The following is a 20,578-nucleotide window of genomic DNA, read 5'->3' on the forward strand; positions in this document are numbered from 1 at the left end:
GGTGATTTCACCGGAAATGTCCTTCTTCTGCTCTTCCGGCAGCGGAGGGAATTCGGATGCTTCCGATTCAGAAGCGGAAGGAGACGCAGAAACATCGGACGATGAAGCGCTGGCCGATGCCGATGGGGATGCCGCGGGCGATGATGAACCGGAAGCCGACGGGGAACCGGAATTGCTCCCCGATCCTCCGCAAGCGCTAAGAACCATCATGAGTGCGAAAATACCAATCAGAGTCAGTACAAATGATTTTTTCATTGACCCTTACACCCTCTCACAAGAATTGGTAAGCACAGTGGATCTTCATTCTAAAATCTGAACTCCGCGGCTTTGCCTAGACGATAGGCATTCCCCCTCTCAAGCGGCCCGCCGGTCATTCGCCCGCGATCCCGGTGCGCTCCAGACTTTCCACAAAGTAACGCTGGGCGTAGCCGTACAGAATGACAAGGGGCAGAATGGTGAGCAACGCGCCGGCCATGTTGCGGTTATAGCCTGTCGGGACCGAAGTCAGCATGGCACCGCCCATCATTTTTTGCGCCTCCGACAGCTGTTGTTCGGCCTGAGCATTTAGAATCATCAAAGATTGCGGCAAGTTGTAATGCTCCGAAACCATGAAATACAAATTGGGCTCGAATACGTCGTTCCAATGCCAGACTACGGAGAAGAGGAAGACGACGAGCATCGCCGGTCCGGCCAAAGGCAGCATAATGGAGCGGAACGTGCGGAACGCTCCCGCACCGTCGATCCGTGCCGATTCCTCCAACTGATAGGGAAGTCCCCGGAAAAACTGGATAAAGATCAAGACGAACAGCGCCCCGCGAAGACCGTGGCCGAATGCGCTTGGCACCAGGAAGGGCAGATAGGTGTTAATCCACCCTAAATCGCTGAAAAACATATACAGAGGAACGACGATCGTCTGCGGAGGAACCAGGAAAGTGAACAATACCAGCCCAAGCAGCACATTGTATCCGGGAAACCGGTACCGGGCGAACCCATACCCGACGATCGCGCAGCTTATAATCTGCAGCAGCGCCGCACCCAGCGAGGTGACGGTGCTGTTCATGAAGCTGCGCCAGAAATGCAGACGGTCAAACGCAAAGCGGAAATGCTCGAAATTCAATTCTTTGGGAATCCATTGCACCGTTGCATCCGCGATGTCGTTCACCTGCATGAGAGACTGGCTCACAATATAGAGCATCGGGTAGACAAAGACGAACGACAGGCTGAGCAGGATCGCGTAGTGGAACAGATGGGAGCCGAAGCTCCGGGCTTTGCGCATCGGGAACATCCGAACCGTTTCTTTCCATTCGCCAAGCATGCTCGTCACCTCTCTTCCCGGTTGTAGTTGTTGGAGCCGGCGTTTCGGAAAATGTAGAGCACAATCAGAATGATAAGGAAGATGATCACGAAATAGATCCAGCCGAGTGCGGAAGCGTATCCGTAATTGTTTTTCTCGAACGCGATCATCTGGATGTACTGCATGACGCTGTTGCGGATCTCCGTGAAGGAGTTGACGATGCTGAACAGCGTGTTGACAAGAATCATCGGGGTAATGATTGGAAGCGTAATTTTCCAAAATTTTTCCCACGGGGTTGCGCCATCCATGTCGGCGGCTTCGTACAAGGAGACCGGCACCGACTGCAAGGCGGCGAGAAAAATGAGAATTTGTACGCCGGAATCCCAAATCACCAAGGTGAGCGAATCCATCATGCTCAGCAAAGGAAGCAGCACGGCAGTCGGCACGTAATCGTTCAGCTTGTTCGCCACATCGTACTGCAGAAAGATCGGCAGCGTGGCCGCTCCTTGATCCAACAGCTTCTGCAAAACCGTACCCGAGGCGATGATGACCGGCAGGAAGAAAATCGAGCGGAACGCCAGTCTTCCGACGAATGGGCGGTTCAGCAGCAACGCGCTGAACATGGCGAATACGAGAATGAGCGGGACGTGCAGCACCAGGTTGGTCATCGTATGGATTAAAGCGGGCGTGAAACCGACATCAACGGTGAAAGCGTCACGAAAAAATTGGAATCCGTTAGGTGATGCCTTGAGTCCGTTTGCCGTGATTTCCAGCCGGTGAAACGCGAAGTAGAGCGACCGACCGAGCGGCACCGCGAGAAAAAGCAGAAAACCGACGACCCAGATGGAGATGAAGGAATACCCTTCGAGAATGTGCCTGCCGCGCATTGAGATTTTGAAAGGTTTCTTCATCCCCGGCCCTCCTTACCTGCAACAAGCGCGTAATCCGACGCCGGAACGCTTACTCCGCCGGCATTGTACGGTTTGCTGCCATAATTCACGATGATCTGTGTTCCGTCGGAGTAAATCGTTCGATACACATCCGGACTCAACTGTTCGTGCCCTGTAATGGTCATATCCTTCACCCGGTCCAGAGCATCGGCTGCGCGTTTGTAAGTCTGAGCTGAAATCTGCATCCAATCTTTGTAGTAGGAGCTGACCAGATTGTCTTCCCAAGAACGCTGCAGTTTGGAAGTCTCCTCATAAGTCAGTTCGTAGGAAGGCATCGCTCCGTATTCCACAGCACGCAGAAAATCGGTCTGCAGGTTGTCGCTCAAGTTGAGCGGAGAACTTGTGTAAGGTATAAGTCCGTGAATCGCGATTTGATAAAACGGTACAGTGCGGTCCGCGTACAGAAAATGGCTGGAATCCAGCGGAATATCGTCGATTCTGTCCACGTGTCCAAGCACATATCCGAATCCGTAATCCACGGCCGACGCTCCGGTCGTTCGGCGCAGCAGGTCAAGCGATTGGGTCCAAGCCTTCATGCCGTCCTCGCGATTGAGCGGCTTGGATGAGCCGGGGTCGGAGTACAGATAACTGCCCATATTCCCCAGCTGTACGCCCTGAACGCCTACATCCGCGAAGTGTTCCGACTCGCTGGTCACGTATTTGCCGTAAGCCCTGTCCGGACGCAGAAAGTAGTATCCGATTCCCCATGGCTGCCGGGTGGTGCGGCGCGGATCGAACGATTTCATGTACTCCTTGTTAAGCCCCCGGATCGCGTCGCTCGATTTCTTAAGGGCACTCTCCTCGGCATCGACGCGCACATAATTCGTTTTCAGGAACAGCCGGACGCCTTTGTCCTTGGCATAAGCGGCCAATTTCTTCAGTTCGCCGTTGCCTCCAAGCTGAGACGCCGCCGGAAAATGCCGGGGCTGGGAGCCGTAAACCCCGCCCTTGGACCAGCCGTCATAAGTGACTTCCAGCGACTTGATCCCCTGCTTCATCAATTCGTCGATGATGGTTCGGGCTTGCTCGAATGTCGTCATGGATACGAACGACGTACCGATGACTTCGCCTTGCTTGACTCCGCCGAGCAACCGGAGCTGGAAGGGAACGGACTTCTCTTCTACCCGCTTAATCCCTTTCTCTTGGACCAGATAGTCGCGGTAAGTCTGCGCCATGCCGACATAGCCGGCTTTGTCTTCGTTCAGCAAGATATACCGAACCTGCCGGTCTCCGGGTATAAAACGGCTTTGCAGCAGCGGCACTTCACCGCGATCACCCAAGTAGACCAAGTCGTCATAGCGGTAAATGAACTCCGCATCCGTCCTGTAGAGCTTGATATTACGGATCCCGGAAGGTACCGCATTGATCTTGGCGTCGTGATCGCCTTGCGTCACAATGCCCAGAAAAGCTTGGTTCTGCTTATAGAGGCCGAAGATGGGAAGGGAAACTTGCTCCTGCTGCCAGGGACTTACATTTTCCGTCGGTATTTGAGACGTTTTGTCCAATACCTTGGATGGGAAGGCATGGTCACCGCCGTAAATTGATTGGCTGTAGGAATTGAAATATCTGGGATGATCCTTCGTGAACGTGATCAGAGCACCCGAGCCGTCAGGAAGAACGACCGCGCCTTTGTCGTTCTCGGAAGCGGCTTCAAAGAAGGGCAGAGGCTCTATCGAAATCAGACGGTACTGGCTGCCCTCCTTGACGGATCCAAAAGGAACCGTCATCTCGAAACCGTCCTCTTTGAGGCGCAGAACAACGCTGAAAGAGACTGCGATCTTCTTCAGGTTATAATCCATCCGAATCGCGTCGCCCTCCCGCTTCACGGAAAGCGTGCCCTGTTCTTTGAACGGATAGGTTTGGACGGTCTCCTTGCCTTCCGAGTAACGGACGAACACCGGAGAGCGCACATAACGCTTGTTGTTGCTCGGCAGCTTGCGCGTTTCGGCTTCGGGAAAGCTTGACCAGACCTTTCCCGATGTTTTATCTGTAAGGGTAAAGCTTCCGTATTTGCCGTCCATGGAAAGCTTGAAACGGTTGTTCTCCAAAGCCGCATTGCCGGCTTTGAATTCCTCAAGCTCTTTGACTTCCTCCTGATCCTTATCCAGCAGCCCCCCTTGCCTGACGAGTGCGGGAGGTTTGCTGATCACGTTGAAGAAAGCGACGAGGAGAACGAGCACGATGACGGATCCTGCCAGTTTGCGTACGATCTTCATCTGTTTCCTCCTATCGCCGGAACATGATTTCTTTATAAACGGTAATAACGAACGAGATCGCCTGGTTGATCAGGCCGAAAAGGAGAAGGCCCACGAACCAAATGATGAACATGCCGATGATCGACAGCACGATGACCCAGAACGTTCTCTTGAATTCGAAATCGTGCAGCACTTTCACATGCAGGAACAATTGGAGAAACAGATACAAATACATGAAGACGAGCATGGAAACGTATAAGGTATTCGGATTTCCGGTCGTGTCATAGTCGAAATTCAAAGTCATCAGATTGCTAAGTCCCGCTATTCCGAGCGAGAGCGGGATATAGGGAACGAACACGAAAGCGCTCGTGGCGAGAATGTCGATGAACTTGCCCTCTCCGTCCACAATCGTGCTGACTCCCCAGCTGGATACGGACCAAGTGAGCCAGGGAACGATGATCCACATGGCTTCCACCGGCACGGAAACCTGATAGGGAGCTTGCGTTTGCAGAGCAAAACCTGTAATCAGCAGAGAGATCACCCTCGCGGCAACGGCGCAAAGAATAATGATCCCCGCATATAGCAGCTTTTTTTTCCGGTCGATCAAGGGAAAATCGTAAAAGAAATCGAGCGGGTGTCTCAGCGACCGGAGCGCCCAGCTATAAGTGTTCATCCGTTGAGGCCCTCCTTTGCAGCTTTACCGTGAAGCTTCCTTTCGCCCGTCTTCTTCTTCCGATACATAAAGCGGCCGATTTTCCAGGCGAGATACAAGCCGATGACGCCGAAAGCGATCTGCCCGAAATGCTGCCGGAGAAAAACTTTCCGGTATCGAGCCAAAGCGTCCGAATAGCCGTATTTGTCTTTGCCGAGTTTGAAATATCTCATCGCTTCCAAGTAATTCTCTTGTTTAACGAGCGCCATGCCGATGCCGGAGTAGCCAAAAGTATAATTGGCGTTCATTCGAAGCACTTCTTTCCAGATAGGCAGTGCCTGTAAGTATCTGCCGTCCGTATGCAGCAGCGAAGCTTCGTGCACTTTGTCCCCGAACGGTGTCGTCTTGAACCGGTCGATCCGGTTGCGTCCCTTGTCGGCGACGTAAATCGTGCCGTCCTGCGTTTCCGCGATGCTGCTCGGCGCCTGAAACAAACCGTTCTGATCCCCGATTCCGCCAAACACGAAGAGCATCGTCTTGATCTGGTTGTACTGAAAAACTTTGCCCGTCACGCTGTCGAGAGCGGTAATTAAACCGTCCGGGCTTACTGTAACGTCTACGAAGGATTCGAACGCGGGCGTATAGTTGATTGTCGGCAGGTCGTAGTCTCCGTAGGTGTTCTCTTCTTTAGAGCCCCCTTCTCCGTCTCCGTTCAGAATATCGACTCCAACGGTGCTGAGGCGTTTGACCTGATTGATATGAATGCCAACCGACGTCGTGTAATAAAAACCTTCCGTGTCCTCGAAAAGATTGGAGAATTCCGGCGGTTTCTCGCTCGCCATCTGGTCCTTCTGTTCCTTGGTGGCGATCAATTTCACCAGAAACCGGCCAAGACTCCATTTGAGATGGTTGGCTCCGAAAAATCCGGCGAACCGTCCTTCCGGGCTGATTTGGAGCAAGCCTTGACTGGCCCCTTCGCTGACGACGAACAGGTATCCCCGTTTATCCACCACCACTTTGGATGGCGAGAAAATGAAATCTTTTCCGAGGAGCGGGGAGTCCGGTTTTAGGAATTCCTGAATGAAGCTGCCCTTGGCGTCATAATGGACGATTCGGCGGTTTCCCGTATCGGCGACATAGATCTCGCCGTTCTTCGCAACGAAAACCCCCTTGGGCGTATTCAGCAAACCTTTGCCCTCTTGATCACCGAAGGTCAGCAGGACGTTCTTGTTTTTATCGATCCGAACGATCCGGTTATTACCGCTGTCGACGATGTAAATCGTATCGTCATCCGCCACGAACAGATCCTCGATGGTGTCGAAAGGTCCGGTCGGGAGTTGGTAACCGTCGATGGAATCGGAGTATTGGTAACCGTTAACCGATGCCGGCGTTCGTTGGTTGGGGTCATAAACGTACCCCGGATACGGGGATTTGGCGGACACCGGCAGAGCGAGCAGCATAAGCGTAAGCGACAAAGAGGCCAGCAAAAGCGTACGGATCGTCTTTTTCATCGCGGCTCACTCCTTAATCCCCGAATGGGCCATCGTTTCCAGCACCATTTTTTGCGTGACGACAAACACAATAACTGTGGGAACGATCATAAGCAGGCTTGCCGCCCCCACCGTGCCGACCGTGGCGATGGCGTTTGCCCCTCCGCTGATTGTGGTCAGGGCGTACGGCAGCGTTTTCATATCCTCTGTCGTCGTGTACACGGCGGACGACCACGGGTCGTTCCATGCCGCAATGAAGATAAACAGCGACAGTGTGGCCCACGCGGGTTTAAGCATCGGCATGACGATCCGCCAAAAGATCGTCCATTCCTTCGCTCCGTCCACTTTGCCGGCTTCCAGCAGCACATCCGGGATCTGATCCAGAAACTGTTTGATCAGGAACAGGCCGATGGGATAAGCCAGATAAGGAAGAATGAGTGCGAAATAGGTGTTCATCAATCCGATTTTGCTCATGATGATGTATTGCGGAATTTGTGTCACTTGAGGCGAGAACATGAGCGCCAGGATGACGAGATTGAAGATCGCCTTGCGGAACGGCATATCGTGCTTGCTCAGCGGATAAGCCGCCAATGCCGAGATCAGAACACCCCCCACGACGATCACCATGGACACGACCAAGCTGTTGAAGATGTAGCGCGAGAAGGGGACCATTGTCGTGCCGGATGCCTGAAACAGACTATAGAAGTTTTTCAGCGTCGGATTCATGACGAAAAATCGCGGCGGGAACAAGAACAGCTCAGAAATCGGCTTGAATGCCGTAGATACCATGTACACGAGAGGGGTGAGCATGACGAACCCCATCAACGTCAGAAACACGTACAGGAACAGGCCGCCCCAGTCGATCCGTCTGCCTTTTACTATGGTGGTCATCGCCCGTTCACTCCTTACTCCCGAGTACTTTGAACACCATCCGGTTCAAGCCGACCATCAGGAGGAACAGGACGACGGCGATCGAAGCGGCATAGCCCATTTCGAACCGGATAAATGCATAGTCGAATGAGTGGGTCATGATGGTGTGACCTGCATACAGCGGGCTCGGCATCCCGGCGAGCTGCACGCTCACGTCGAACACCTGAAGGGAGAACACGATCTGCATGACGGCCCCGAACAGCAATTGCGGTTTCACCGACGGGATCGTGATGTACCACAGCTGTTGCCACCGGTATTTCACCCCGTCGATCGCTCCGGCTTCATATAATTCTTTCGATACATTCTGAAGGCCGGCCAGGAAAGACAGAAATCCGATCCCCATACTCATCCACAAGCTGACGATGATCAGGACGGGCATGATGGTCCGCACATCCTGCAGCCACAGAAAAGGCTCATTCAAAATACCCAACTTGATCAGCCATGTATTAATGAGACCGTACCGGTCGCCGGAGAACAGATACGTCCAGACGACCGTCATGGCCACGGCGCTCGTAATCGCCGGCGTGTAATAGAAGAACGTGTAGATAAAGCGATACTTGACCGGGATCTGGCTGATGAGCCATGCCAGGAGAAATGCCAGGACATAACTGACTGGCCCCGTGACGACAGCGAACTTAATCGTGTTCGAGACGGCGATCAGAAACACGTCGTCGTCGACGAACAGGAGCCGGTAATTGCCGAGCCCGACCCATCGCGGAGCTTCCAGGATGTTGTAGTAGGTAAAGCTCAAACCGATCGAAGTCAGGACCGGGGCCACGGTGAAGACCAAGAACAGCAGCATAAAAGGAGCCATGAACAAGTAGGAGATTTTGTTTTTGACCATTTCTTGAAGAAGAGTTTTCACTCGCCCGGGCCGGGAGACCGGTACGGTTTCCGTTACCATTGTTTGCGCCATTTTACCGTTTCACCTCTAGCTGCCGGATCGGCTATTGATCGAGACCGAATTCTTCCCGTTTCTTGCGGAGTTCCCTGTTGATTTCCTTGACTCCGTCTTCGACGGCCTCGCGCCGGTTCTGGCCGCTCAGCACGATTTGGTTCCAAATGTTATCCACATACCGGTTCGTGTAGTAACCTCCGAGAACGACTTCTCTCTCCCGGAACCAGTTCCATTGCTCCAAAATCGCCGCAAGGTCTTCGGACGGCCAAGGCAGCCGATTGATCGCTTCCACATTGGCCGTATTCCAGCGGGCTTCGACGCCGAGAATGGATTCGAGCTCGGTACCGAACTGCTCCTGGATGTCCGCGCTGGTCCACCATTTTAAGAAGTCCCACGACTGCTGCTGTTTGTCCGAGCTTTTGAAAATCATGCCGGTCTGCGACATGCCGCCGGTCGAGCGGTTGATCTTGCCGTCCGGCTGCTTGATGCCGGGCATCGGGCTCATGCCCCACCAGCCGGTTAATTCAGGCGCGGCCGTCGAGAGCATCAGGTAAGTCGAGTAGTCGGCGACGCCGATCGGCATTTCGCCGCTGCGGAAGCGGTTGTAGAAGTTGGCCTGCTTGCTGATCTTGTAGTTGGTGAACAGTCCGGTCCACATTTTGAAAGCCTGCAGCGCCTCCGGGGAATCGAGATCGGACGTCTTCCCGTTGTCCTTATAGAAGTCCCCGCCGTTCTGGAACAGGAAAGGCGCAAACTCACTGATGGCGTCGGCATGCGGATAATAGAAGTCCATCCCGTGCTTCTGCAGCGTCGGAATAATGTCCATGACTTCTTCCCACGTCTCGGGAACTTTGGTAATGCCAAGCTGCTGCAAAATGTCTTTCCGATAGAAAAGCATGTTAAAATTTTGGTTTTCCGGAAGCGCGTAATCTCCTCCGTTGAACCGATAAGGAATGAGAGCACCCGGACGGAATCTTCCGGCGACTTCCTTGTAATCCGGCAATTCGTTCAAATTCACCACGGCATTCCGTATCGCGAAATCGATGGGCACTTGGCCGTCGACGCCCAAAGCGACGTCGGGAGCTTTGCCGGACGTTTCGGCGAGCATGAGCAGGTTCATCGCACCGACAGGTATAACGTTGACGTTCACCTTGATGCCGGTTTTGGGCGTGAAATCGTTGTCCGCGAGCTGTTTGATAATCATGGCCCAATCCCGGCCGCGAGCCACCCACACGTCCAACGTTTTGTCCCCATCGTAGATGTTGCCGATTCCGGAGTAATCGTGGCGGAAAGACAACGCGAAGTCATGAATCGTATGCCAAGTTTTCTTCAAGAAGCCGGCTTCAGAAGACGGCCATTGTACGTCCGGCGATTTGACGGCGAGCCAGTCAAGATCCAAGCTTTGTTCGCTTTGCGAATTGATCCACGAACCGAGCGAAGATTGCGTCTCCGTCATCGCATCCAGCCGTGAAGGAATCGTATCCGGGTTGTCGGCCATATGCAGCAGCTGATCCCGCGTCATGCCCAGCTGGCTGATGCTCGAGCTGGTTTCCGACACGCCCAGGTCGATCATTTCGTTCATGGCGGTGTCGATTTCGCGGGCCATGAGCCGGAGCCGAGGCACCAGATTCGTGACTTTCTTGTCCAGCTCCCAATCGAGGTTCGGGTCGGGATTCGTGCCGGTGTACAAAATGATCTCGCGGCTCAGCAGCGACATTTTGTGTGAAACGTCCTGGACCTTGTCGAAAACGGAGCCGAGAGAACCGATCTGCACTTCCATGCGGATCCGGCGCTTTCCTTTCTCGAGATAGAAGAGAAACGGTTTGCCGGTTTTGTCGGATAAACTTCCGACCTGCCATTTTTCTTTGTACGGAAACTTCTGACTGTTCATTTCCTTGAAGGGGAGCTTATCGTCGATCGTCACGATCCGTTCGACGGGTACACCGTTCAGCCACCAGCTGCCGAAGCGGCCGCCAATCTCGTAAAGCCCGCTTTGGGGTACATCGAATTCCCATTCCGCCCACTGACCGCCGGTTTTCCATGCCCGGTCTCCGAAGGCGTTCAGCACGATTCCATTGCTGTTGTACGGCTCGGTCAGCGGTTCCCGGTTTTCAATGCGCCGCAATGTCGGGTCGGATTTCAGAACAGCCTGCTCCGCTTGAACTTTGATGAATTGACCGGTAGTTGCGTGATACCCTTGCTGATCATATTGCTGTCGAACTTGCTCGTAACTTGGAGGAGTTACCGGTGAGTGGACGCTCAGTTCCCCGATAGCGCCCGCCTCGCGAAGATTGTTAATTCGTACGGTATGTACGCCTTGGCTCAAATAAAAACGGAACGGTTCGCTGACTTTGGCGTCCGCGTCGCGGAAGTCCTTGTACTGCCAGCCGGGAACCTCTATATTGTCCGGGTTGTATTCGTTGCCCTGGTTGTCTGTCCAAGTGGGGCCGGCTTCCTTCCACATCCGTTGGAAAACCATCCGCTTCGCTTGGAAGAAAGGAAACTTCCCGTCAATTTGCACGTTCCGAAGAAGAGCGGATCGTCTTCCTTCTATCGGATAGTAGCTCATGCCGATTTGGTAAAACCCATCCCGGGGAATGTCGATGCTGAACTCGATCCAGCTGTCTTCCGCCTCCAGTACGACAACTTTGCCGGATTGACCGCCGAGCGAATCGGCTTCTCTTGTACCCGCCGGGCTGACGCCGGAATTTTGGGAGGAAGGAATGCGGATGTCGACTCCCTCTGTGTCGGACTTGCCTTCTTTCTGTAACTGTTCAAAATATCTCGTATAGGACGGTTCCAACTTGGTAGAGATATCATCGGCTTCCAGCATGGAAGTTTGATCTATATTCGAATAGTCGGGGATGCCCGCCATCGCATTTTTGTCAAAACGTTTTGATGGATAAAAATAAACAGCAGCGGCTAAAAGAACTGCGATTATGAGCACATTCAGGAGTCTTTTTGTCCATTTACGGTTCATTTCAGGTGTTCCCCCTTGTTCGTAGCCCTTTTTGATAACGTTTACAATTTGGGAGATTCATAGAAGCTGCAATTATAGATCGAAAGATTGTAAAAACGTTTTTGCAAATTTCTCATAAAAAAGGCGTTTCCGCCGTTTACTGTTATATGGAATAAAAACGCTTACATAAACAAATATATCACGTTCCCATTGAATTGAGAAGTTAGCGTTGGAAAAATTTTATTCCGGAGAGGTCAGAACGATTTTACCGTCTGCGAGCTCCACCTTTACCTTGTTCGTATCCTTAATCCCGATGGACTCGAGATAAGCGGCCGGTACCTGCAGGCGGCCCGCTTTATCCAGTATCGCATACTCGACGTGGGTATCCTCTTCCTCCGAAACGGCAATGCCCTGCTCTAGCTCAGCCAGTTCCTCGGCGTACGATTTTCTGCGCAGCATCTCAGAAGAGATTTTGCCGTCGCGGATGGCGACGACGCGGTCCACTTTCCGCGCGAGGTGCGGGTCATGCGTCACAATGACGATCGTGATGCCGATCGTGCGGTTCAGCTCGCGGAACAGGTCGAGAATTTGATCGGCCATCTTCGAATCGACCGAGCCGGTCGGCTCGTCGGCCAGCAGCAGCTTCGGATGGTTGGCCAGCGCAATCGCGATCGCGACACGCTGCTGCTCGCCGCCCGACAGCATGTGCAGCTTGCTGTTTTTGCGGTGCGTCAGACCGACCGCTTCAAGCAGCTCCAGCGCGCGGAGCCTCTTGCGCCGGCCCTGCAGCAAAATCGGCAGCTCCACATTTTCGAGCGCGGTTAAATACGGAATAAGATTGCGCGCGTTATTTTGCCACACGAATCCGACGCTTTCCCGCTTGTACCGGACAAGGTCGGTCTCCGACATCTTCAGCATGTTTTTGCCGTCTACCGTCAGGGAGCCGGCGGTAGGGCGGTCGAGGCCGCCCAGCATGTTGAGCAAAGTCGATTTACCGCTGCCGCTGTTGCCGATGATGGCCATTAATTCTCCAGCCTCCACGCGGAGATCCAGTCCTTGAAGAGCGAACACTTCCAAATCCGCAGCTTTGTAAATTTTGACCAATCCTTCGCAGTGGATCACAGCTTAGTCCTCCCCTAGCTTCAGTGCTTGATGGACGCGAATGCGCGACAGCATGTATGACAAAATCCCGATGCCGATCAGCAGCATGATGCCGACCGTTGAGTACAGACGCAAGAAATCGATCGCTTTGAACACGACTTGGAATGGCGGCACCAGGCTGCTCGGGTTGAAGGCAATTTGAAAATTCGGCACATAAAGCCGGCTCGCCAAATTCCCCACGAATACTCCGATGAGAATCGCCACACCCGAAGTCAACAGCTGTTCGAGAGCCAACATGGACACGAGCTGACGCAGCGAGAGTCCGACCGCGCGCAGGATGCCGTTTTGCAGCGTTCTGCCTTTTAACGACAACACCCAATACAGCAGGAAGCCGACAAAGCTGATGAGAATGGAAATGATGAAGCCCAACGTCAGCACGCCGTTCAACGCCATAAGGAACGGATCGTTTTTCGCCTTCACCAAATCGGCCCGCGTGTTGACGATCCGGGTTACGTTCAAGTCGGACTTCGCAATTCCTTGATAAAGCTCTTCGGTCGTCGTGCCAGGTTTGAGCTTCAGCCAGACTTGATACGGTTCCAACCCGAGTTGCAGTTGCATCCGCGACAAGTGGCCGACAATCAGCATCGGCGCATTATCCTTCGATTGCTCATCGGCGGCATCGATGGAACCGAGCGGCGGATTGGGGTTGAAGGTTGGAAAATAATCGATCACGCCGTACACGAGAAACGGCTGCTTGTCGGTTTCTCCCCACCCCGCATAAATCGTGTCTCCGGGTTTGACTTTGCGCTGTTCCGCCAGCGTGCGCGAGATCAAAACAGCCCGCGAATCGGACGCGATCAAATTCAAATAGTCGTACAAAGGATAAGGAAGCAGCCGCTCCGGAAACCATGCGGTACGCCCAAAATCGTCAGAGTCGATACCGATCAGCGTGGCGGAGCCGTTCGCCTCCCCGACGTAAAAAGAGGCTTCCGGCTTAACAAACACTTTGGCCGCCGCTTCTACTCCCGGCAATTTCATATAAGGATCGAACGGCGGTTCCAAATAGTGCACGACGCTCGGAACCGGAGCGGCTGGAGCGGCTATTGCGCCTTGCGGCCCCGCAGGCGCCGGAGGCGGCTTGTCGTTCGGCCATTCGGATTCCAGCACCACATCGGCTCCATTGGCATACCGGATGCGGTCCTCCGTGTTGTTGTTCAACGTACGGGCCGCGCCCGCGCTGAAGACACCGATGGCAATCGTGAGAATGAGGAACACCATCAGAAACTGATACTGGCTGTTGGACCGCCCCACCTGGATCAGCGTCGCATATAAGGAAGGCGGCCACCATTTGCGGCCGATCCAATAAACGAGCCTAAGCGCGTAGGGGTATACCCGCAGCAGCAGCAATCCCGCACCAACCACGAACAAAGCAGGGACGACGAACTGCAGAGGATCGATCCGCAAATCGTCCACGTTCAAGCCGAGTTTTTGAATATCTTTCAATTTGGTACGGAACGTATACAGCCCGTAGATTGCTATACCTAACGTAAGGACGTCCAGAAAAGCCTTATGCCACAGCGGCGTCTTGTTAAATCTCGCAAGCTGCTGCTTATGCCCGACGATCGTGACCCGCGTGGCGAGCAGCGCCGGGATCAAGGTCATGAGGAACGAAGCGGCCGCCGCCAGTGCCCCGTACAAATAGGCGTCCGAATTCAGATGAACGGGCATCCGCGCCCGCTGCACGAATTCGAGGAATCCGTTCGAAGCGCCGAGCACTTCGGTGAGCTTGAGGCCGATGGGCGGGCCGAGCGCGAGTGCCGCCGCGCTGAGAAGGAGGCCTTCCACGGCGAAAGAGGCGACGATCTGCCAACGGGCGGCTCCGCGGCTCCGGAGCACGGCGATCTCGTTGCGCTGCCGATCGACGATCAGGTTGGAGACCATGAACATATAAAAGCCGAGCATGATGAGCACAGGAACATTTAGCGACCACATCAGCGTGCGAAGCTTTGTGGCCCGGGCGAAGTACGACTCGATCGTATGCAGTGCGGGCACTTTGAAATCGGCCTGATAGCGGCCGACTGAAGCGGTCAGCGTATTTTTAATCAGCTTGTTCGTGTCCAGAAAGCTCTGCACGTTGCGCAATTCCATTTTGGTATAATCCAGCACGAAAAACCAGCCGGAGGACGAAACCGGAATTTTGCCCTGCGCCGTAAATTCCGATTGGAACAACGCGTCCGTAACGATAAACGAATTGCCGAGATCGCTGAGCAGCGGATCCCGGAAATACGGATCGTCATCTTCCTTTTTCACGAAAACGCCGACCGGCTTGATTTTCACCGTGCCTTTGATTTTGGGATCTTCCAATACGAGCACGGTATCCAGGACGATTTTGAAATTGGTGAGCGCTCTCTCCGTGACCAGCGTTTCGTACACGCCGTTCACCGGCTTGTCCGACGGCATGCGGCCGTCTGTCAGCTTGATATGCTTCGCAAAATCAGTGAAGGAACGCAGTGACGTGCTGGGCTTGGAGCGCTTCGGATCATTGCGGGCGGACTCCTCGAAGGAGAACGTGACCGACTTCGTCCGCCGTTCCGTCACCAGCTCTTCCACCGGAATGCCGAATCCCGGTGCGGCCTGCGTTTGCATGAAGCCGTCCAGCCGGGCGAGCAGCGCCCTGCGCTTCTGTTCGGACTGGTCGAAAAAGTTGATGACCGACCAATGCGAGCCGGGATACACGGCGCTCTCCGTCTGAGACGTTTCGAGATCTTTGACGAGCATGCGGGACAAAATGGCCTCCGAATAAATCGGCATCGTGCCCACCAGCGCCACCGTCATCAGCATCCCGAAGAACAGACTGGAGACGAGCCATTTGTTTTGCACCATTTTGCGGATGATCATGACGAATAAGGCCAAAGGAAAGCCTCCTCACGCTCCAGTTACTTAGCGGTTATTGCAGAATAACGTCCTGGCCCTCTTGCAAGCCTCTTACAATCTCCACTTCGGTCGGCGTGACGACACCCTGCTCCACATCTACTTCGCGGATGCGTTTGCCGTCTTCCAAAACCCGCACGAAATTGCGCCCCAAATAGGACCGCAGCCCGCTTCTCGGAATTTTGAGCACGTTGTCCTTTTTTTGCGTAACGATTTTGACGTCTACTGAGGAACCGATTTCGGCCGCTTTCGGGAGCTGGGGAACTTCGATATACAGCGTCCTCGAGTACTTATCCGCCAAATCTTTGTTCAGCGTCATCGGCGAGGAGCTCGGCGTCTGGACAACTTTTCCCTGCACAGTCTCGTTTTTCAAGGTAATCTCCGCCGTCATGCCGACGTCGACGTCCTTAATATCGTTCGAATTCTCCACGCGAAGCGCGACCCGCAGTTTGGTCGGATCGGCCACCGTCACCAACGTTTGATAAGCCTCGACCAAATCGCCTTCCTTCAGGTCTTCCGCGAAAATGACCTGCCCGTCGATGCGGGCCCGAAGCTGCTTGCTGTTGAATTGTTTGCTGAGACGATCGTACTTGATTTGTTCGATATCCGTCTGAAGGCTCGCGATGCGAAGCGCATCGGCGTCCGATCCGTTTTTCTTAGCTTGGCTGTACGCGTATTTGGCCCGCTCAAGCGCCAGCTGCTGCTCCTTCAGCTGCAAATCGAGCCCGTCCATAATGAGCTGCACGAGCAGGTCACCTTTCTTCACCTGATCTCCCGGGTGTACGGCAACAGACGCGATCCGCCCTCCCTGTCCGGTGAATTGGGCGACGTCCGTGGCGACCGATTCAAGCGAACCGGAGCCGGTTACTTGCTTAACAATGTTACCCTGCGTCACTTTCACGGTTCGGTAATTTTCGGACGCGGGCTTCACCAGCGGCGCCTTCAGCGGCTGCTCCTCGCGGGGCAGCAAGGAACAACCGGCCAGCACGGCCGCTGCGGTCACGACGGCGGTGACGGCTTTGACGGCTTGTTTAAGATGGCGTGACAAATTGTCCATCCTCCAGTTCGTAGACGTGATCGACGATTTCCATGATCGCCGGGTCATGTGTGGTGATGATGACGGTCATGCCCTGCTGAACGAGATCCCGGAATACTTTGATGATGTGAAGGCCGGTCCGGGAGTCCAGCTCCGCGGTAGGTTCGTCGGCCAGCACCAATTTGGGCCGGTGGGCAATCGCCCGAGCAATCGCGGTCCGCTGCTGCTCTCCCCCCGACATTTCGAAGGGGCGGTGATTCATGCGGGGCTTAAGGCCGACCTGATCGAGCGCCTGTATGGCCGCTTCTTTGCGCTGAGACGCCGGAATACCCGCAATGCGAAGCACGAATTCCACATTCTCGTAGGCGGACATGAGCGGCATGAGGGCGAACGATTGGAAAATAAGCCCCATCTGCGACCGGCGGATTTCATCCCGCTCGCGGTCGGACAGCTCCGTGATGTCCCGGCCGTCGAACGCGATCGTGCCTTCTGTGGGCCTGTCCAGCGCTCCCAACAAATTGATCAGTGTCGTTTTGCCTGATCCGGATCTGCCTTTGAACGCAATCAGGCGGCCTGGAGGGATGGCGATATCCACCCCTTTGAGTACCGTGACCGCGCCTTCGCCCCGTCCGAACGTCCGCTTCACACCGGATGATTGAATGATGTAAGGTGACGCAACGCTCATGGTAACCTCCGTCGATAGAGGATTAGTTCCGAATGCCCATTTTCCTCTACAATGTTCGACTCTTTTTGCAAGCGCTTGCACAAAAGGATGTCCTTCCAATATAAGGAGCGTCCGAAGAACTGTCAACCCGAAAACATTTCCGAAAAATGAAGCGAGCCGGCCCGTACGGGAACTACGCAAATTTAAGTTGCGGAAATGAACTCCATATCGTATGTTAGGGTTGAGTGTGAAAATAATTTTCTTGATTGTTTAAATACTTATGTAACTAATTTTCTTAGGAGGTGCGGGCGGCATGAGCATCTTGAGTGCCATGCAAGACAAACTGGACAGCCTGCATCCCAAGGAGCGGAAGCTCGCCGCCTATTTGCTGGAACAGCCGCTGGAAGCCGTGCAAATGACAATCACCGAACTGGCCGGACGGACAGGCAGCAGCACCGCCACGATCTCCCGGTTTTGCCGCACGTTTCACAGCCAGAACTTCCCCGAGTTCAAGCGGAAGCTCGCGGCTGAGCTCGCCGGACAAAGCGGTGCGGCACAGTATCAGGATATTGTCGCCGGCAACCCGCTTCCGGACATCGTGTCCGCGATCACCGCCAACCATCTGCGCTCTTTGACAGATACGACCCGGCTGCTCGATCTGGCCCAGCTCCGGCAGGCGATCGACGCCCTTCACCGGGCGAAGCGGATCGACCTGTACGGTTCGGGTACGTCCGGCGTGGTCGCGCAAGATTTTTTCAGCAAGCTGATCCGCATCGGCAAAGCCGCGGCAGTCTTCTCCGATCCGCACATGCAGATGACGTCCGCCGCTTCTTTGGATTCGCGCGATGCCGCAGTGGGTATTTCGTATTCCGGGGAAACGCCGGAAACGATCCAAGCGCTCAGGTGTGCGTCCGAACGGGGCGCCCGGACGATCTCGATTACCCGGTTCGGCACGAACCCGCTCGCCGCGGTCGCGGACGTCCGGCTGTTCACCTCTTCCTCGGAAGCCGGCATGCGCCGGGGCGATATGGCTTCGAGAATGGCACAGCTGCACGTTGTCGACATTTTGTTCACGGGTTTGGTCAGCGAGCATTTTGACGAGTATGTCCCCCGGCTGGAGAGTTCGTTCCAAGCCGTCAGGAGATATATCACCAAAGAGGAGTGAAGCGGAAAATGAACATCCTGATTTTCGATGGCGACGAGAAATTGAACGAGGCTGCGGCGAATATTATCGCCGGCCTGATCCAGACGAAACCCCGCGCCGTATTGGGACTGGCGACCGGCGGAACCCCGGTCGGGATTTACCGCCATCTGGTGAGCGACTTTAAGCTCGGCATGTTCAGCTTCAAAGAAGTGACCACGTTTAATCTCGACGAATACGCCGGTCTGCCGGCCGATCATCCCGAAAGCTATTATGCTTATATGCGACGGAATTTGTTCGACCATATCGACATTCAACCTTTTCAGACTCACCTTCCGAATGGCAAGGCTCCGGATGCCGAAGAGGAATGCCGCCGGTACGACGAGCTGATCGACAAGGCGGGACAGCTGGATTTGCAGCTGCTCGGGCTCGGCCACAACGGGCATATCGGGTTTAATGAACCCGGGGACGAGCTGATCGGCGGCACGCACGTGACGGAGCTGGCAGAGGCGACGCGCGAAGCGAACGCCCGGTATTTTCAGTCGCTGGACGAAGTGCCGACTCGTGCGCTGACGATGGGGGTCGGCACGATCTTGAAGGCGAAAATGATTTTGTTGGTCGTCAAAGGCGCAGACAAAGCCGACATAGTGAAGCGTGCGCTCCAAGGGCCGATCACCACGAAGTGTCCGGGCTCCCTGCTGCAGACGCATCCGAATTTGGTGGTGCTGCTCGACCAAGCCGCCGCGGAGAAATTGGCATGAGCGGACCGGCGGATCGTCTCCTCTTGAACGCCCGGGTCGTAACGACGGAAGGCGTCCTGGACGACGGCTGGGTGTGGATGCGCGGTGGAAGCATCGGTGCGGTAGGACACGGCGCGGTGCCGGCGGAAGCTGCAGGCGCCGATCGCGTCGACGGCCGGGGCGGTTGGGTGCTTCCCGGCTTCATCGACGTGCACGTGCATGGCGGAGCTGGGCACGACTTTATGTACGCGGACCAAGAAGAGCTGCGGGCGATTACCCGATTTCACGGCCAACACGGCACGACGGCCATGCTGGCCACCTCTCTCACAGCGTCCCGGGAAGAGCTGACACGGGTATTGGAACGCGTCAGCCGGTTCATGAGCGATCCTATGCCGTTCGCTCAGTTGCTGGGGGTACATTTCGAAGGCCCGTTCATCAACGTCAAATGGAAAGGCGCGCAAAACCCCGCGCATATAGTGCCTCCGCAAGCCGAGTGGCTGGAAGATTGGATGCGCAGATTCCCCGGCGTCATCAAACTGCAGACGCTGGCTCCCGAGTCGGAAGGCGCGGCGGATTATATCGAGCGGCTGGACAGGCACGGCATTGTGCCGTCCTGCGGGCATACCGACGCAACGTACGATCAGATTGCGGCGGCTGCCGGACACGGTCTGCGCCATGCGGTTCATACGTTTAATGCCATGAGTCCGTATCATCACCGGGCGCCGGGAACAGTTGGCGCGGTGCTGACGGATGACCGGATCACGGCGGAAGTGATCGCCGACGGGCACCATGTTCATCCGGCCGGCATTAAGCTGCTCATCTCCGCAAAAGGCACGGACCGCGTCATTCTCGTGACCGACGCAATGGCTGCCGCAGGCATGCCGGACGGCGAATACGACCTGGGCGGACTGCCGGTCGTCATGAAAGGCGGCGTCGCCCGCCTCAAGGAAGGCGACAGCCTCGCCGGCAGCACGCTGACGATGATCGACGCGTTCCGCTTCGTCGTTCGCGAGATCGGCGTGTCCGTGGCGGAAGCGAGCCGCATGGCCAGCGGCAATCCGGCCCGGCAGCTGCGCATCGACGAGCAGCGCGGCTCCTTGGCCGCCGGCAAGCGCGCGGATGTGCTGCTGCTGGACGATTTGCTGGCGCTGCAGCGCATCTGGGTCGGCGGCGCGGAAATGGCTTGAGTGAGGGTTCATGTTCAGAAAGCTCACGAGAGATAGGCTCACGAGACAGAAAACTCACGGGACTTGTGTCTCGTGAGTTTTTTGTTCACATGCCGTTCTGTAACTGCATTTCGCCAAATTACAGCGAAGAATTCGCCTTGAAACGATTTGTAATGCTATTTAGTCAAATTGGAGAGATGGTTTGCGGAGGCGCGTGCTCGAAACGGCTCTGTAATTTCGCAAAATGTAGTTACGGCATCGTTGCACACCTAAATCGTGTTTTTAGCTTGGCAAAATGAAACTACAGTCCACCTCCCTCGCTTCTCCTCAGCGTACTTAGATGTTATCGAGCGGTTTGGCCGGATATCAGACAAAAATAACTGTACTTTGGCGCTTAACGGGTATTCGAAAGTTGACGAACGGGATTCCGG

General features: G+C 54.9%; 16 protein-coding genes. 4 read left to right on the forward strand and 12 right to left on the reverse strand.

Annotated features, from left to right (window positions below; translation table 11 throughout):
* Position 1: 1 nt before the first annotated feature.
* Entirely contained in the window at positions 2-316 is a 315-nt protein-coding gene (locus tag E5161_RS20760; protein WP_169306649.1) for a hypothetical protein, read from the forward strand.
* A gap of 54 nt (positions 317-370) precedes the next feature.
* Here the strand turns inward: E5161_RS20760 and E5161_RS09130 are convergent, their stop codons facing one another.
* The 12 genes from E5161_RS09130 to E5161_RS09185 all read right to left on the reverse strand — a co-directional run bounded on the left by E5161_RS09130 (position 371) and on the right by E5161_RS09185 (position 17,121).
* Complete coding sequence (locus E5161_RS09130; protein WP_136777419.1) at positions 371-1,315, reverse strand: carbohydrate ABC transporter permease; 945 nt, start codon at positions 1,313-1,315, stop codon at positions 371-373.
* Between the two features lie 5 nt (positions 1,316-1,320).
* A complete protein-coding gene (locus E5161_RS09135) occupies positions 1,321-2,205 on the reverse strand; it encodes a carbohydrate ABC transporter permease (RefSeq protein WP_136777420.1) in 885 nt (294 codons plus the stop codon).
* Positions 2,202-4,460: a DUF5696 domain-containing protein gene (locus E5161_RS09140; RefSeq protein WP_136777421.1), complete on the reverse strand. Its 2,259-nt coding sequence runs from the start codon at positions 4,458-4,460 to the stop codon at positions 2,202-2,204. The genes E5161_RS09135 and E5161_RS09140 overlap by 4 nt, the downstream gene beginning before the upstream one ends.
* A gap of 10 nt (positions 4,461-4,470) precedes the next feature.
* Positions 4,471-5,112 carry a YIP1 family protein gene (locus E5161_RS09145; protein WP_136777422.1) on the reverse strand — a complete coding sequence of 214 codons (642 nt, stop codon included), beginning with the start codon at positions 5,110-5,112 and terminating at the stop codon, positions 4,471-4,473.
* On the reverse strand, positions 5,109-6,602 hold the full coding sequence (locus E5161_RS09150) for an NHL repeat-containing protein (RefSeq protein ID WP_136777423.1): 1,494 nt from the start codon (positions 6,600-6,602) through the stop codon (positions 5,109-5,111). Before E5161_RS09150 ends, E5161_RS09145 begins: the two co-directional genes overlap by 4 nt.
* 6 nt (positions 6,603-6,608) lie before the next feature.
* Positions 6,609-7,472 carry a carbohydrate ABC transporter permease gene (locus E5161_RS09155; RefSeq protein WP_136777424.1) on the reverse strand — a complete coding sequence of 288 codons (864 nt, stop codon included), beginning with the start codon at positions 7,470-7,472 and terminating at the stop codon, positions 6,609-6,611.
* Positions 7,473-7,479: 7 nt separating this feature from the next.
* On the reverse strand, positions 7,480-8,427 hold the full coding sequence (locus tag E5161_RS09160) for a carbohydrate ABC transporter permease (RefSeq protein ID WP_169306650.1): 948 nt from the start codon (positions 8,425-8,427) through the stop codon (positions 7,480-7,482).
* Between the two features lie 31 nt (positions 8,428-8,458).
* Complete coding sequence (locus tag E5161_RS09165; protein WP_136777425.1) at positions 8,459-11,389, reverse strand: extracellular solute-binding protein; 2,931 nt, start codon at positions 11,387-11,389, stop codon at positions 8,459-8,461.
* A gap of 219 nt (positions 11,390-11,608) precedes the next feature.
* On the reverse strand, positions 11,609-12,490 hold the full coding sequence (locus E5161_RS09170) for an ABC transporter ATP-binding protein (RefSeq protein ID WP_136777426.1): 882 nt from the start codon (positions 12,488-12,490) through the stop codon (positions 11,609-11,611).
* Between the two features lie 3 nt (positions 12,491-12,493).
* Complete coding sequence (locus E5161_RS09175; RefSeq protein WP_136777427.1) at positions 12,494-15,382, reverse strand: ABC transporter permease; 2,889 nt, start codon at positions 15,380-15,382, stop codon at positions 12,494-12,496.
* Between the two features lie 34 nt (positions 15,383-15,416).
* Positions 15,417-16,448, reverse strand: a complete 1,032-nt coding sequence (locus tag E5161_RS09180) for an efflux RND transporter periplasmic adaptor subunit (protein WP_169306651.1) — start codon at positions 16,446-16,448, stop codon at positions 15,417-15,419.
* Complete coding sequence (locus E5161_RS09185) at positions 16,432-17,121, reverse strand: ABC transporter ATP-binding protein (RefSeq protein ID WP_136777429.1); 690 nt, start codon at positions 17,119-17,121, stop codon at positions 16,432-16,434. Before E5161_RS09185 ends, E5161_RS09180 begins: the two co-directional genes overlap by 17 nt.
* 292 nt (positions 17,122-17,413) lie before the next feature.
* Between E5161_RS09185 and E5161_RS09190 the strand changes: the two genes are divergently transcribed.
* From E5161_RS09190 to nagA, 3 genes are read left to right on the forward strand one after another with little or no spacing between them, the layout of a single operon-like run.
* Entirely contained in the window at positions 17,414-18,265 is an 852-nt protein-coding gene (locus E5161_RS09190) for a MurR/RpiR family transcriptional regulator (RefSeq protein WP_136777430.1), read from the forward strand.
* 8 nt (positions 18,266-18,273) lie between these two features.
* Positions 18,274-19,002 carry a glucosamine-6-phosphate deaminase gene (nagB, locus tag E5161_RS09195; protein WP_136777431.1) on the forward strand — a complete coding sequence of 243 codons (729 nt, stop codon included), beginning with the start codon at positions 18,274-18,276 and terminating at the stop codon, positions 19,000-19,002.
* On the forward strand, positions 18,999-20,168 hold the full coding sequence (nagA, locus tag E5161_RS09200) for an N-acetylglucosamine-6-phosphate deacetylase (protein WP_136777432.1): 1,170 nt from the start codon (positions 18,999-19,001) through the stop codon (positions 20,166-20,168). The genes nagB and nagA overlap by 4 nt, the downstream gene beginning before the upstream one ends.
* The last annotated feature ends 410 nt before the right edge of the window (positions 20,169-20,578 follow it).

This window comes from Cohnella pontilimi, from assembly GCF_005049045.1.
Lineage (GTDB): Bacteria > Bacillota > Bacilli > Paenibacillales > Paenibacillaceae > Cohnella > Cohnella pontilimi.